This window comes from Microcoleus sp. S13_C3 (assembly GCF_036700905.1).
GTDB lineage: Bacteria > Cyanobacteriota > Cyanobacteriia > Cyanobacteriales > Microcoleaceae > Microcoleus.
Genome location: NZ_JAUBPT010000025.1, coordinates 46,782 through 62,150, shown reverse-complemented (window position 1 = coordinate 62,150; position 15,369 = coordinate 46,782). Strand labels below are relative to the sequence as shown.

Genomic DNA, 15,369 nt, shown 5'->3' with positions numbered 1-15,369 from the left:
ATGACTAATGACTAATGACTAATGACTAATGACTAATGACTAATGACTAATGACTAATGACTAATGACTAATGACTATTCTTCAACTTCTTTTATCCTAGTTTTGCGTTCTAAAATCTCCTTAAGCACGAGGGTAACAACTGCTAAAAGACCGAGAACTACCGCCGCCGAAAATGCCGCTTGCGTCGCGTACTGCTTGTAAGCATCCTCTACAAACAAAGGCAAAGTTTGCGTTTTCTTAGCAATATTTCCCGACACCACAGAGACGGCTCCAAATTCTCCCATTGCTCTAGCATTGGTCAAAATTACTCCGTAAAGCAATCCCCAGCGAATACTGGGAAGGGTGACATTCCAGAAAATTTGCCAGTCATTTGCTCCCAAAGTTTTCGCCGCCTCTTCTTGATCTGTTCCTACTTCTTCTAAAACAGGAATTACTTCGCGGGCCACAAAAGGCAAGGTAACAAAAGCAGTAGCTAGCACCATCCCAGGGAAGGCAAAAATAACCTTAATATTGGCCCCCTCCAGCCACGGTCCGAACCATCCCAGCCGACCGTAAAGCAGTACAATCATTAAACCTGCAACTACGGGAGAGATGGCAAAAGGCACGTCTAAAAGGCTGATTAATAGCGTCCGACCCGGAAATTTGTTGCGACCAATTACCCAGGCTGCACACAAACCGAATACTGTATTTACAGGCACAACTATCAGAGAAATTACCAGGGTTAGTTGCGCTGCGTGCAGAAAATCTGGGGAGGTTAAGTTAGAAAAAAATGGCTCAAATCCCTTTCGGAAAGCTTGGTAAAAAACGTTGAGTGTGGGGATAAATAAGACAAGAGCGAGATAGCCGATCGCAATTCCGATTAAAGTTGGTTTTACCCAAGCTTTTTCCTGACTCCGACTAGAACCTGCGGGCGGAAATTTGTAACCAGCGGGTGAATTGATATTAGCCGTCATAGCGTCTTCTCCATGCTTGTAAAAGATTAATGGCGAACAGCATTGCCAGGGAAATAGCTAACATGACAGTGCCGATAACTGTTGCTCCTGCATAGTCGTACTGTTCCAACCGTTGGAAAATTAAAACCGGGGCGATTAAATCTTTGAACGGTATGTTAGAAGCTACAATTACAGTAGATCCGTACTCGCCAACCGCTCGCGAAAAGCCGAGTGCTACTCCGGTTAAAATAGACGGAAATAGCGGCGGCAAAACTACTCGCCAGAAGGTTTCAAATTGAGAAGCACCTAAGCACCAAGCTGCTTCTTCGATATCTTTTTCCATCTCGTTTAAAACTGGCTGTACGGTTCTAACTATAAATGGCAAGGAAATAAAGATCATCGCTATACCTACGCCCAATCGAGTAAACGATATCTTGATTCCCAAAGGTGCAAAAAGCGAACCAATCCAGCCGTTATCGCTGTAAACTGTGGCGAGAGTTAAACCGGCAACGGAGGTGGGCAGTGCAAAAGGTAAATCGACGACTGCATCTACAATTCGTTTTAAGGGAAAGTCGTAGCGGACTAATACCCAGGCAATTAATGTGCCGAATACTCCGTTAATTAATGCCGCAATTAATGCCGTAAAGAAGGTGACATCGTAGGCGGAAATGGCGATGGGAGTGGTGGCAATTGCCCAAAATTCGGCGGGGTTTGCTGTGCTGGCTTTCAGCAGCATTGCTGTAACTGGGAGGAATAGCATTAAGCTGAGGTAGCCTAGGGTGATTCCCCAAGGTAATGTTATTTTGCCCAGCCCCTTTTTGATATTTTCGATCGGAGATTGACGGTTACTGATTGCAGATGATCCAGCCATAAGTGAATAGTTTTGAGTTGGAAAGAATAATTGCTGTAGGGGCGGGTTTTACCAATAATAATTGCCTAAAACCAATCATCTCGTAAACCCGCCCCGGCCGATTAGATAAATGTAGGGTGCGGATCCATCCTACAATCTACAAGGCGCGATCGAATATTTATAGCAATCCTTGCAGGAGTCGTAAATTTTTTACCCCACCCCAGCCCTCCCCGAACTCGCAGGGAGGGAGTAAGAAATTCACCAATGATTTAGGATCGCTATAGCAGCGACGCACCCTACCAGATACGGGTTTTACCAATAATAATTGCCTAAAACCAATCATCTCGTAAACCCGCCCCGGCCACTACTGTTTAATTGAACCTTGAATTTTGTCAAAAACAGCTCCGTCATCGAAGAATTTCTTCTGAATATCTCCCCAGCCTCCTAAGTCTTGAGCTGTAAATAGGGTTTTGATGGGCGCATATTTTTTGACAAATTCTGGTTCCGCCGCTACTGTCGCATCTACGGGGCGGAAGCCTACTTTGGCAAATTCTCGCTGAGCTTCAGGGGTGTAGAGAAACTTGACAAATGCTTCGGCGACTTCGCGAGTACCGTGTTTATCAACGTTTTTATCGACAACGGCAATGGGATTGTCGATCGAAACATTGACTTCGGGAATAGTATAAGTCGGTTTTTCGCCTTTCTCACCTGCCAGAAGAATCTCGTTTTCGTAGTTAATTAAGGCGTCGCCTTGCCCTTGTTTGAAAAATACATCAGTGGCTTCGCGGGCATCTTTAGTCAAGATGGGGACGTTTTTGTAAACTTTGCTAGTAAAGTCTAATGCTTTGGTTTCGTCTCCTCCGGTTTTAACAACCGAACCCCAGAGTGCGAGGAAATTCCAGCGGGCAACGCCTGATGTTTTGGGATCGGCAGTAATCACTTTTACTCCGTCTTTGCTTAAATCTTCCCAGGTTTTGATGCCTTTGGGATTGCCTTCGCGGGTGACTATTGCTCCTACGGATTTGCTGACTATGCCTTCGTTGGGGACTTCTTTTTCCCACCCAGGTTCAATGAGTCCGGCTTTTTCGATTTTTGCGGTGTCGAGGGCGAGGGCTAGGTGTACGATGTCTGCTTCTAAACCGTCAATTACGGCGCGAGTTTGGGAACCGGAACCGCCGTAGCTTTGGTTGAAGGTGACGGTTTGGCCTTTTTCTTTTTGCCATTGTTCTACGAATTTGGGAATTATCGCTTCGTGGGCGGCTTTGGTGACGGCGAAGGATACTAGGGTTAATTCTACGTTGCCTTTGTTGGCTGCTGGGCTAGCACCGCCTGGACTGCTGCCGGGACTGGCTGCGGGGTTGTTGGTGGTTCCCTGGCCGCAGGATGCAACGGCTAGACTTAAAGTTATTCCCACTAAAAATAGCGACACAAATCTTTTCAGCGCCGTAAATGATTGATTTGTGCTGGCTGGTGGCTGTTGCGGCCAGTGAAGGTGTTGAGTTAGGCGTTGCCACGGACTCATTATATTTGTTCCTCTAGAGAAAGTACGGTTCTTAGGTAGGAATACCGTAATTATGGTTGTGAAGTACGATTATAGACAAGAGCGAGTCAAAAAGCAACAAAAAAAACAAATTGGGGGAACTCAGGGTCGATCGCATATCCTGAAGTCTTTTCCGTCGGTGTTTTATAGTCAGATTCGGGGTAAAATGTAAAGTGTATAAATAAATATTATTAAGTTAAGGTGCTAAGCTGGCGCGGCTGCACGATACGCCTTACAGATACGTTGACCGATCGCCCAAATGTAGGGCTCATGCCAAGATCCCCACCTCATCGAGATATGCCTGACCGAAAGCATCCAGGATACAAGCCGCCGGATTCATCCGTCCAGAAATAAAAAACCTGTATCCGATAAACTTGCCCCCGAATTTATCCGTGGGGTCAATGCTTCAATTCTTTAATCTAAAGTCTAAAGTCTAAAATCTAAAATCTAAAATCGATTGACTCGCGCGATCGCCCTTAACTAAGAAAAAGTTTTAACTGGTATGTCCTTACCCCGCCCAGTCTCAGACACTCTAATTGAACTGTTGAAGCCTGTAGCCTCTGAATTGGGAGAAAGATTGGGAGCAAGCGCTGTCAACGAACGCTATGCAGAAATTGAACCCTCTGGTTCTTCAGCTTTGAACCAGCAAATCAAAAAAGACCCCCGCTGGATTAAAGCACAAGTGAGATATTTGCAGCGGCAGCAGGCCAGAGAACAAGAATTAATCGCGATCGCCGACGCAGAAGAAAGGGTAAAGGAAGAACGGGCTAATCGAATTAAGGCACAAGAAGTAAGAGATAAGCGGGCAATTAGTCGGCTTTGCCGCGACTTAATGCGGGAGTTTCAATCCGAAGCAATTCGAGTTAAGCTGAACGAAATTCAAACTATTTGGGACAGGGACAACTGGTTTTCTAATTTGAGCAGGCAGGAAACTGAACAGATTTTGCAGCAACAGCAGCACCGATTGCTGCTGTTAGTTGCTCCCGCAAAAATTAGCGAAGATTGCCCCGATTCGTTTCGCCACAATCTGAATATCGAGCTGCCGGCTAAGTTAAGAGCTTTTTTGAACCAGCACTACCCCCCGCACGGAGATTTGTGCCCGGTTCAGTTTTACGGAGACTATTTCAAAAAATCCATTTCTGATATAGATGTGGAGCGGTTGCAGACTGTGTTGTCTCCCGTACCGACAGCTATACTTTACAGCGATATCAGCGATTATGAAGTTAATTTTCATGTTGGTTTTTGGGGAGTCATCAATCAGAGCGTTTCTCTAGTGGCGATGCAGCCTTGGAATTGGGAAGAGGTTTATCACCAGTTGGAGGCGGAGGGAAAAGATAGAAAGGTGAGCTTGCGGATTATTCGGCAAATAATTGTGACTATTCACAAGTTATTGGCGGCTTTTTTAGCGGATTTGTATTATTTAAATATCGATTTTACTCACGAACCTCAGTTATTTAATTTAGAGGCGGAATTTGCTCAGGAATGGTTTTCTAAAGATTGGGCAAAACCGTATATTGAAACTCTTAAAGAAATTCAGGAGCAGCAGCGCATAGTCTATAAGGGAGAGATGCGGCGGCTGGCGCTGCGAGAGGCGAAAGCTAGGGCGGAACGCCAGCGTTTGGAGGAGGCTGAACTCAAACGCAGAGAGGAAGCTGAGGCGGCAGCTAAGCGGGTGAAGGAATTAGCTCACAAATTAAAACATCAGAAATGGCGGTGTGTATATACGCTGCCGGGACATTCATCGTTTGTGAATTCTCTGGCGATTAGCCCTGACGGCAAAATTTTGGCTAGCGGTAGTTGGGATAAAACTATTAAGATTTGGGATTTAGAAACCACGGAATTAATTGGCACTCTGACGGGACATTCCGATCGCGTAAATTCGGTTGCTATTAGCTATGACGGAAAAATGTTGGTCAGCGGCAGTTCCGACGAAACCATTAAGTTTTGGAATTTGCACAGCGGCGATTTGCTGTGTACTTTTCCGGGACATTCTATGGAGGTGAATTCGGTGGCGATTAACCCGAAGGGCCTGGTAATTGCTAGCTGCGGCGGGGCTGATAATACGATTAAGCTGTGGAATTTGCGGAGTGGTGAGTTGCTGCGGACTTTGAGGGGTCATTCTGACAATGTGAATGCGGTGGTTTTTAGCCCGGACGGTAAAATATTGGCGAGTGGCAGTTCGGATGCGACGAGTAAGGTTTGGGATGTGGAAAGTGGCAAGTTGCTGCGGACTCTTTCGGGGTTGAATGTTGGGGTGAATTCTGTGGCGATCGCGCCGGACGGTCAGATTCTTGCTAGCGTGAGCAATGATTATACGATTAAGCTGCGGAATTTGCAGACGGGCAGTTTGTTGCGGATTTTAAATACTAATTCTGGGAGGGGAAAGGGTGTAACGAATTTAGGAACGAATGAGGCGCTGCATATTTTGCAAAATTATGTGAGTCGGGGCGAGTCGGTTGCTATCAGTCGGGACGGTTTGACTTTGGCTAGCGGGTGCGATGATAATACGATTAATATTTGGAATTTGCAGACGGGGGAGTTGTTGACCAGTCTTAAGGGACATTCGGGTACGGTGTACTCGGTGGCGATCGCACCTTCGGGCAATTTGCTCGCCAGCGGCAGTGCGGATCAGACGATTAAGATTTGGCGCTGCGATTAGTTAATTGCCAGTGGGCTGTGGGCAGCGGGCAGACTATTCCGGTTTGGTCCTTACGGGGACGGGTTTTGAGCGAATTTGAAAAAAAAGTTGGCTGGGGGGGTTGCGCTAATGACTATAAGTTTGCTATATTAAGTTTCACTGCTGGTGTAACTCAGTTGGTAGAGTAGCTGATTTGTAATCAGCCTGTCGCAGGTTCAAATCCTGTCACCAGCTTTATTAGTATAATTTTGATAGATATAACTAGCTACAAATCACAAGCTCTATGTTGACGATCGAGCAAATTGAAGCCGCTATCCTGGATTTACCACCGGATAAGTTTCATCAACTTTTGGAATGGTTTTTTGAGTTGGATTATCGGCGTTGGGACGAGCAGTTAGAACAAGATATTGCTGGCGGTAAGTTGGAAGATTTAGCCCAGGAGGCGATCGCAGATTTTGAGGCGGGGCGCTATCGGGAAATTTGATGCACTACACGACTCGTCGATTTTGGGAATGCTACAACGCTTTACCTGAAACCGTAAAGCTTTCAGCCGATCGATGTTACGAATTACTCAAAGCCGATCCAACTCATCCATCGCTGCATTTCAAAAAAGTCGGCAAGTATTGGTCAGTCAGAGCCGGACAAGACTACCGAGCTTTGGGTATAGGGATTGAGCAGGGTATTTTGTGGTTTTGGATCGGCGCGCACGCAGAGTACGATCGGCTTATTGGCTAACAGTAACATCCATTTTACCTAACGCAGCGCAGGCTTTTTTCAACCATTCAATTGTTGCTGCATCAAGTACGGGTTCCAGTTTCTCGACTACAGCAGCGTGATAATTATTCAACCATGCTAGTTGAGTCTTTGACAGCCGATCGACATTTATTAATTTGCGATCAAACGGAATATACGTCAGCGATTCAAATCCGTACCAAACCGTACCGTTTTTTGAGGGCATTTCCCTGACAACATAGAGATTTTCGATGCGAATTCCGCCCCATCCCGGTTCGTAATATCCCGGTTCGATGCTAGTTACCATTCCGGCTTCCAGGGGATACTGCACAGATTTGCTGATGCCGTTTGGCCCTTCGTGGCCTGCTAAAAACGCGCCGACTCCGTGTCCTGTACCGTGTCCGTAGTCTAGCTGTTCTTGCCATAATACCGCACGGGCGATCGCATCTAATTGCGCTCCCGTTGTTCCTTTGGGGAATTGCTGCATTGCACAGTTGATGTGCGCGATTAAAACTGTTGTGTAGTGTTCTATTTGTAGCGCCGTCGGTTCTCCGATACTTACTGTTCTCGTATCGTCGGTTGTACCTGCTAAATATTGCGCTCCTGAGTCAAGCAGCAGCAGTTCTCCCGGTTTTAAGGTTATTTCAGGGCTGGGGGTTCCGTAATGTACGATCGAGCTATTGGCTCCCGCACCTGCGATCGTTCTAAAAGTTAAAGTCTGAAAATCTGTTTCTTGCTGGTAAAAATTTTCGATGCTTTCTTTGACATCAAACTCGGTCACTACCTTACCATTTTCTAGCTGTTCTGTCAACCACTTTAAAGCCAAAGTTTTCGCTCGACTTGCTTTGAAATTGGCTGATTTCATCTGCTCAATTTCTACGGGATTTTTACGAGCTTTCATCCCTTCTACCGGATGTGCCTCAAAAACTATTTCGATGTTGTAAAACTGCGCTTCTTGATGGTTTAATATTAACTGGTACGTGCCTGCTGTGCTGTGTTTCGGGTCTAAAAGTACCCGAACTTTATGTGGCAAATTTACGCAAGTTTCTAATGTATGCGGATAGTCTGCGTAGGGAAGCAAAGTTACATCCTCCCGCAATTCTTGCTTGATTTCTAGCGAAATTCGTTCAGGATTTGTAAACAAAAACGCTGAATCTGTGGTGATAATGGCATAGGATATGAAAATGGGAATGTGGGGAATATCCGAGCCTCGGAGATTGAACAGCCACGCTATTTGATTCAGGTTGGTAATCGGAAGCACATCGATATTGGCTTTTTGCATCGCTTCCCTGACTCTGGCTAATTTTTCGGCTGCGGTTTCTCCTGTCAGGGATGCAGGTAAGCTAAATATGGGCTCTGCATCCATCGCGGGTAAAGTCTCTGCTGTTTGCCAAGGAGTTTGCGATCGCACTTTGTCTGTCAAATTCTCCCGGATTGGTATGAGTTCAATCTCGGCAGTTGCAAATTTTTTCACCCAATTTTGATATTGCTCTGTCGCTACGGTAAATGGATCAAAACCCATGCGAATTTTCCTTGATTTTTCTGCCGATTCTACAGCCAGTTTTTCTAAAGTTTCAATTAAAGTTAAATTTCCTTCTAAGCCGAGTTTCGATATTTGAATAATTCCAGTATCTACTTGCAACTCGGCTTGTTCGTAATAGCGGGAATCCACAAACAACCAAGCGGAATCTTTGCCAACCAACAAATCACCAGCGGAACCCGTAAAACCGCACATCCAAGCCCGCCGCTGCTTAGCTGCTGGAACTGATAAATTTAAGTGTTCGTCAACCGCTGGGATGTAATAGCAATCTAAGTCGTAATCTGCCATCAAATCGCGCAAGTCTGCCAGTTTGGCAGCGGACGTATCTTGAATATTTGTATTGGCTTTTAAGTTAGTGGCAACCATTTTTGAAGTTCCTATTTTACTTGTTTAAAATTGTCTTCAAACCTTTAACTAATCTCCTAATACCTGCGGTGGCGGTTGCTTTCTCCAAAGCACCGTAAGCAACCCGCAAATAGCAGCCGCTATCCATGCCGAAGGTTGTACCGGGAAGCACTGCTACGTGATATTCGCGAATTAATTGTTCGACTAATTGCATTGTATCGAGTTCAGTATCAACTTTCAAGAAAAAGTAGAAAGCTCCGGCGGCTGGGGAAATCGTACACAAATTTTGGATAGTATTGAGTTCGTCTAATACGAGTTGTCGCACAGATGCGATCGCCCTTACATAATTATCGCAGTAACCTCTACCAACTTGCAAGGCTCCCAGGGCTGCATACTGAGAAATTACGGGCGGACAAATTAAGATGGTATCTTGAATCTTTCTCACTGAAACCAGCAATTGTTCTGGTATTACCATATACCCGATCCGCCAACTCGCAAAACCGTAGGCTTTGGAAAGGCTAAATAGAGAAATTGTATGTTCGCTGCTGTTGGGAAAAGCGGCGGGCGAACAGTGTTTGACGCCGTTATAGGTAAAATATTCGTAGGCTTCGTCGCTGATGTGATATATGTTGTGCTGGCGACAAATTTCGTTAACTTCCCGGAGTGCTTCGCGAGGATAAACGACGCCAGTTGGGTTGTTGGGTGAAATGGTAACTATGGCTCGCGTTTTGTCGGTAATTGCTTTTTTTATAGCATCGATATTAAGTTGATAGTTGGCGTCTGTTTCTACTATCACTGGTCGGCAATTTGCCATAATTGCCGCCATTTCGTGGTTGAAGTAATAAGGTGATTGGATAATAACTTCGTCCCCCGCAGAAGTGATGGCGAGAATAGCGTTGGTAAATCCCATGTTGCTGCCGGCGGTAACAACAATGCAGTTTTTGCTATTAATTTCTATGTCGTTATCGGTTTTTATTTTGGCTGCGATAGCCTCTTGTAATTGGGGAATTCCTTCCACGGCTTTGTATTTGTGATTGTCGAGATTTGCAAAGAATTCGGGGATTTTTTCAAATGATTCTTGTGGCGGATTATAGTAAACTACGCCTTGTCCTAATGATATCGTTCCCGGATTTTGGCGAATCAGTTCGCCAACTACTGGAATTATGGGCGACTGTACCGATTGCATTCGAGTGGGGTAATTTTTCATATAATATTTGTTTCTTGGGGCGTTAAGTAGATTGACAGAACTTACAGATTAGAACCCCGAAGTATTGCAGAAGTCGGGGTTGTGGGGATTTTTTTTTGAGATTATTTAATGATTTACGCTATCGCAAATCCAGTAAATTGCCGTACATAAGGCGCTCGAAATCCCAACACAATATCTGTTTTAGGGACTCCAAATTCTAGAAATTGATTGGCAATTCCTACTTCCGTAAAATCGCGCTGAATCCAAATCTTTCCATCTTTGATATCAACATGAATCGGACATCCATGAATTCGTTCTTCATCCCGCCATCCCACATACAACAATAAATAGCGGTCGCGTTCCGTATCGAAAACAATTTCAGTGGTTTCTACATCTTGCTCCGACTGCTCTGTCGCGTGTTGATGTATGACTTTCTGAACTAACTGGCGATAATCTAATCTTTCCATAATGTTATCTCCTGTCCCTTCACATGAAAAACCAGCATCTTTATTTGATATCGTTCTAACACAGTTTGAATAAACGAGTCTGTAAAAAAATCTTGATAGATATCTGTAGGCACTGCCAAATACAGCACTCGTTCTGATTCCAATTTTTCCAATGCTACTCGATAATTAAGAAATTGACCAACAGCCGTATGGAATTCTGACAGCGCCGACAAGCCCACAAAACTTTTTACTTCTACTGCTATTTTTTGCCTCCCCTTTTCGGCAGAAAGTAATTTCTCTCATCCCAAATCTATCTGCATTTTTACTTGAGAAGTTACTTTTAGAAATAGAGGATCGTGAGTAATTGTCCATCCATCTTTCTCCAAAGCCGCACGTACTGTGTTGTGAAAGATATCTTTGGCTGACATGATTTTAAAAACTGTTTTACTAGATCCCAAAATAGCTTAGTTAACCGATCCGTACTACACAACCTACATATGTAGTTTGTAGAATGCGGAAGGCGCACCGAGAGCGCTATTTATAGCGAGCAAAACTACTTTTGACATAAGTCTTATTATAGTATAATTAGACTCTTTCAACTTCTATTTTAGAACCTTCGGGGGATTTAGACACTTTAACTTGTGCTGGCAACCTTTCGCCCAATTCTCGAACGTGGGTAATCACTCCAATCAGCCTGTCTCGCTGCCGCAAAGATTCTAAAATTTGAGTAACGCTTTCGAGAGTTTCCGTATCTAAAGTACCAAATCCTTCATCGAGAAACAAGCTGCCCAAGTGAGATCCTTGAGACAGTTTTTCTGACAAAGCTAAAGCCATTGATAAGGAAGTTGCAAAGGTTTCGCCGCCGGAAAGAGTGCGTACTCGTCTAGCTTCGCCGCCGTTCCAATTATCTGCTACCCAGTATTCGCCGTCTTGGTTTTTTAGTTTGTAGCGATTTTCGGTTAATTCTTGCAAAATTAATGTGGCGCTGCCGACTAATTCTGCTTCTAAATGTTCTAAAATGTAGGATTGAAATTCGTTGGATTTGAGATTCTGCGCTAAGGTGTGATAAGTTTGCTCTTGTTCTGTGAAATTTGTGATTTGCTGTGACAGTCTTTCGGCTTGTTCGAGATTTTGGGCTGCTACTTGAATCCAAGCTAAAAGTTCGGCGCGGTTGTTGTTGGCTTGTTTAAGGTTTTCTTGGGCGGTATGTTTTGCCGATCGCACTTGTGCTAAAGTATTTTCATCGGTAGTTCTGCCTGCGATCGCCTCGCTCAAATCTTTCGCCCGCGTCTCTAACTGAATTTTTGATTCGCGGTGAGAGCGAATAGCATTTTCCCATTCTGATTGTTCCTTAACTGTCGCAACCGCTGCTAAAAATGTCTCTTCTGTGAAATCAGCCGCCGTTAATTTTGCTGACCAATCCAGGTTTAGCTGCTGTTTCTGGGCTTGGGCTTGCCCAAAAGCCTCTCCAGCTTGTTGCTCTCTCTCTGCGGCTTGAATAACCTTATTTTGAGCAGTTTGATAGGATTTTTCGGCAACTTTTAGCAGATTTGCCAAGTCTTGCTTGTCTTGTTCTAAGACTTTTGCTAAATTAGCATAAGGTTGATATTCCGTAATTTGATAAAGCGCATTTACACAACTTTGGAACTGCTGCTGGCGGCGGTCTGATTCGGCGATCGCATCTTGATATTCCTGCTGTTTAGCTGCTTGAGTCGCCACCGCCAAATTAAATCTTTCCTGAAAATTATCATATTCCAATGATGCCAGTTGGAACTGCTGTTCGGTTTCGCGGTATTGGCGATCGCTCTCTTTAAGGATTGCCAACTCCTGCTGCAACCCCAAGCTTTCCCACTGAGGATTTTCCAGAACTTGAGTAATTTGCTGCTGCAATTCGGCAACTCTATTCGCCGTTAATTCAAGCATTTGAGCAATTTCCGACTCTTTTTGCTGGCAAGCTGAAGCTGTACTTTTTGCCTCAGCCGCCAACCTTTGAGCATCTTGAAAAAGCTGATTTGCCGCCGCAAATTTCCGCCGCAAATCAGCGACATCGACAATATTAGAATTCGGCAAAGGAGGCAGGCTCTCGCTCTCAGGATGCACCCCCCCGCACACCGGGCAAGTATCGCCAGAATTCAGCGACATTCTGATAGCAGCCACACTCTCTAAACGTGCCGCTTCCGCATTAGCGGTTTCCGCCACTTCTAACTCGCGGGCGCACTCTTTTAGCCTGAGTTCAACGGCTTCTAAATTAGTGGTAGCCTTCACATAATTTTGTTGAGCTTTTTCCTTATCGGCCAGAGATTTATCCAACTGTTCTTGCTGAGTCTTTTGCTGCTTGGTAATTAGCTGCAATTCCATCAATAAGGGTGAAATTTGCTGCAATTGCTCTAAACGCTTTCCTCCCGGCGCATACTGTGCGAGCTGTGCCGCTGCTTGAGTAACTCGAAAACCCGCGCCTTGAATTTTAGTGTTAGCAGCTTGCAGGTCTTTATCTGCTGCCATAAAAAAGCGGAGTTTTTCCTGTTGAATTTTTTGGGCAAGCGCCACTTCTTTTTCTAATTGAGCGCGCTGTTCTTCATATACTTTAGCAGTAGCTAGAGCATCTTCGCGAGCCTTAATTTGTGGCGCTAGCACCTCTTCTTTCGCTTTTGCCGCGTCAAGTTGCTGCTGCTCTACTGCCAGCTCAGAGCGAGCTTTAATTAACTGCTTTCGCGCTGCCACCGAGGCACTTTCGGCAGTTTCATACTGACTGCGAGCCGATCGCACTAAAGCCCAATCTCCCTGTAAATGATTGGCAGCTTGCGCTCTTTCTAAACGCTGTGCTAAAATTGCAACCTCAGCGGAATTAGCATTTAATTTAGCCAGTTGTTGTTGCAGCTCTTGCCAGCGAGCGATTTGCGAAAATAGCTGTTCCTCTTCATCTAGAGCCTTCTGAGCTTTCATCACAGCGCGATCGAACTCAGGCAACTGCTGCTCTAAAATCAAAAGTTGCGATCGTCTTTGATCCACCTCATCCGCCGTCGGCGCACTCAAATCCCCTAGCTGCCTTTCCACCATTTCCCGTTCCTGTTTCAGCAACTTTGCCAGCTCATTTGTTTCCTTCCGCATCTGCTCAAAAATCTCAAATCCTGCTAGCTGTCGCAAAATTTCCCGGCGTTTTGAAGTATCCCCTTTAATAAACTCATCAAACTTGCCTTGAGGCAGAACAATTGCTCGCGTAAAAGTATCAAAATCCATTCCTAAAATCTGTTCAATGGTATTTTGAACAGCAACAATACTCGTTCCCAAAGTTTCCCATTGGCCATTTTGCCAGTTGTCCAAAATCACCTTATTTTCAGGAGATTTCGGACGGAAACGCCACCTTCGCGTCACCCGGTACTGTGCCGAACCCACAGCAAAACGCAACTGCACTTTTAAATTTTCGCTACCTTGGCTCGCCAAATCACTTACTTGTTTGCCACTGCGAGTAGTAGTGCCAAAAAGAGCGTAAGTCATGGCATCTAGCAGTGAAGATTTGCCCGCACCTGTAGCACCAGTAATGGCAAACAAATCGAGTTGAGAAAAATCTAAACGCTGTTCGCGGTGGAAGCTGGTAAATCCTTCGAGAATAAGTTCGAGTGGACGCATACTGATTTTAGATTTTAGATTTGGGGTTTTAGATTGTTATATTCCGGTCTAGTGTCTTCCTTCTACAGTCTTCCCGATCCCCCCTAACCCCCCTTAACAAGGGGGGGACAAGAGTATTATCAAAGTTCCCCTTCTTAAGGGGGATTTAGGGGGATCTAGACTCGACTACAAGCGACATTGAGCGTGGGTTTCAGTCTTAAAACTATTTGAAGTTTGAGATTTTGGATTTTGGATTGTATCTTTTTACCCATTTAATTGTTAACTGTTTCCTTAAACTTCTTGTACAAATTTTGAAATTCCTCCAATACTGCCGGTTTTGGTGTCGTTCCCAATCGGTTTTGATAATAGTTGCAAAACTCTGCTGCCGGATCGAAATTATTGGGATCGATATTAGTTATTTCTGTTGCTTCTAGCGCTGCATCTGGATAGCGCGGTTCAATTAACAGCGCTTGAGAACAGATTTGGCGCACTCGATCGGCAAGTCCGATTTGCGGACTGTCCAGTTCGACAATTACTTTCAAGAAACCCGGATGATACTGATGAGCTTCTAAAGTAGCATCAAGATTGTCGTTATGACATTTAAGCACTTTTAACGGCTTGTGGCAAGCCACAGGCTTAAATTCCACCTTTGGCTGACTTCCCGGCTCCACTTCTATCAAGCAAAATCCTTTTTCCTGTTCCGCTTCTCCAAAATCTAACTGAATCAAAGAACCGGAATAATAAGCGGGAGAAGTCTCAGAAATCCGCTGGTGAATGTGGATATGTCCGAGGGCAACATACTGAGATTCCGGCGGCAGAGTTTGCGCTGAGAGCAGGTATTTTTCTCGCGTGTAATAAGCGACTTCGGATTTGGCCAATCGAGCGCCGTCAATGCTCATGTGTCCCATGAGAAAATTGACAGTATTGTCTCTAAACTCCCTGGTTAAATCTTCGAGTAAATATGCTACGATTTCGCGGTAATCTTTTCGGCGATCGGCATCGCCCGACTGCCAGAGAGAATTAGCATCTAACAGTCTTTGTTCGGAAGCAAAAGGCATCGCTCCCACACAAAGTTTACCACTTTTTGTATTGAGAGTAATCGTGCCGCCGTCGGCGGAAAGCCTGGGTTTGCCTAAAGCGCGAACACCGGCGAGGGAAAGCAATTGCGCGATGCTGTCAATGCGGGATGCCGAATCGTGATTACCGGCGATCGCAATTGCGGGAATTCCTGCTGCTTGGAGTTCGCAGAAAAAGTTATAAGCGATGCGTTCGGCGTAAGCGGGAGGGTTGGGCACGTCGAAAATGTCGCCTGCAACGAGCACAGCATCGACATCCAAGGCTTTTGCTTGCTTCAAAATCTGTTCGAGGGCGATCGCAATTTCGGAAGTGCGATCGATCCCTCGAAAACGTCGCCCTAAATGCCAGTCAGCAGTATGAATTATTCGCATAGTACGAGGAGTTTTTTGTTTATGTTAACTGAGATGTTGTACCATTTTCAAGAACGGGCAAGATGCCCGTTCCACAAGAAATTCATTCTTTTTTCAAGAACGGGCA

11 protein-coding genes, 1 tRNA gene and 1 pseudogene are annotated in these 15,369 nt (G+C 45.0%); 4 read left to right on the top strand and 9 right to left on the bottom strand.

Annotated features, from left to right (window positions below; genetic code table 11):
- Positions 1 to 74 precede the first annotated feature (74 nt).
- The 3 genes from cysW to QUA16_RS09925 form a co-directional block, all read right to left on the bottom strand.
- Entirely contained in the window at positions 75 to 953 is an 879-nt protein-coding gene (gene cysW / locus QUA16_RS09935) for a sulfate ABC transporter permease subunit CysW (protein ID WP_333103127.1), read from the bottom strand.
- Positions 943 to 1,803, bottom strand: coding sequence for a sulfate ABC transporter permease subunit CysT (cysT, locus tag QUA16_RS09930; RefSeq protein WP_333103125.1), 861 nt, complete (start codon positions 1,801 to 1,803; stop codon positions 943 to 945). The genes cysW and cysT overlap by 11 nt, the downstream gene beginning before the upstream one ends.
- A 343-nt stretch (positions 1,804 to 2,146) precedes the next feature.
- Complete coding sequence (locus QUA16_RS09925; RefSeq protein WP_333103123.1) at positions 2,147 to 3,304, bottom strand: sulfate ABC transporter substrate-binding protein; 1,158 nt, start codon at positions 3,302 to 3,304, stop codon at positions 2,147 to 2,149.
- 520 nt (positions 3,305 to 3,824) lie between these two features.
- On the opposite strand from QUA16_RS09925, the gene QUA16_RS09920 reads away from it, so the two are divergent.
- The 4 genes from QUA16_RS09920 (at position 3,825) to QUA16_RS09905 (ending at position 6,695) form a co-directional block, all read left to right on the top strand.
- Positions 3,825 to 5,981 (top strand): WD40 domain-containing protein, encoded by a 2,157-nt coding sequence (locus QUA16_RS09920; RefSeq protein WP_333103121.1) that lies wholly within the window; start codon positions 3,825 to 3,827, stop codon positions 5,979 to 5,981.
- Positions 5,982 to 6,121: 140 nt separating this feature from the next.
- Positions 6,122 to 6,194, top strand: a tRNA-Thr gene (locus QUA16_RS09915).
- A 49-nt stretch (positions 6,195 to 6,243) separates the two neighbouring features.
- Complete coding sequence (locus QUA16_RS09910; RefSeq protein WP_333103120.1) at positions 6,244 to 6,444, top strand: hypothetical protein; 201 nt, start codon at positions 6,244 to 6,246, stop codon at positions 6,442 to 6,444.
- Positions 6,444 to 6,695 carry a hypothetical protein gene (locus QUA16_RS09905; protein ID WP_333103119.1) on the top strand — a complete coding sequence of 84 codons (252 nt, stop codon included), beginning with the start codon at positions 6,444 to 6,446 and terminating at the stop codon, positions 6,693 to 6,695. Before QUA16_RS09910 ends, QUA16_RS09905 begins: the two co-directional genes overlap by 1 nt.
- On the opposite strand, the gene QUA16_RS09900 is transcribed toward QUA16_RS09905, so the two are convergent.
- The 6 genes and pseudogenes from QUA16_RS09900 to QUA16_RS09875 form a co-directional block, all read right to left on the bottom strand.
- On the bottom strand, positions 6,685 to 8,598 hold the full coding sequence (locus QUA16_RS09900; protein ID WP_333103118.1) for an aminopeptidase P family protein: 1,914 nt from the start codon (positions 8,596 to 8,598) through the stop codon (positions 6,685 to 6,687). The genes QUA16_RS09905 and QUA16_RS09900 overlap by 11 nt on opposite strands.
- A 16-nt stretch (positions 8,599 to 8,614) precedes the next feature.
- A complete protein-coding gene (locus tag QUA16_RS09895) occupies positions 8,615 to 9,784 on the bottom strand; it encodes a pyridoxal phosphate-dependent aminotransferase (protein WP_333103117.1) in 1,170 nt (389 codons plus the stop codon).
- 113 nt (positions 9,785 to 9,897) lie between these two features.
- Positions 9,898 to 10,230 carry a XisI protein gene (locus QUA16_RS09890; protein ID WP_333103116.1) on the bottom strand — a complete coding sequence of 111 codons (333 nt, stop codon included), beginning with the start codon at positions 10,228 to 10,230 and terminating at the stop codon, positions 9,898 to 9,900.
- Positions 10,218 to 10,637 (bottom strand): annotated as a pseudogene (locus QUA16_RS09885) (XisH family protein). The gene QUA16_RS09890 and the pseudogene QUA16_RS09885 overlap by 13 nt, the downstream one beginning before the upstream one ends.
- Positions 10,638 to 10,794: 157 nt before the next feature.
- Positions 10,795 to 13,836, bottom strand: a complete 3,042-nt coding sequence (locus QUA16_RS09880) for an SMC family ATPase (RefSeq protein ID WP_333103115.1) — start codon at positions 13,834 to 13,836, stop codon at positions 10,795 to 10,797.
- 251 nt (positions 13,837 to 14,087) lie between these two features.
- Positions 14,088 to 15,263 (bottom strand): exonuclease SbcCD subunit D, encoded by a 1,176-nt coding sequence (locus tag QUA16_RS09875; RefSeq protein ID WP_333103114.1) that lies wholly within the window; start codon positions 15,261 to 15,263, stop codon positions 14,088 to 14,090.
- Positions 15,264 to 15,369: the final 106 nt, after the last annotated feature.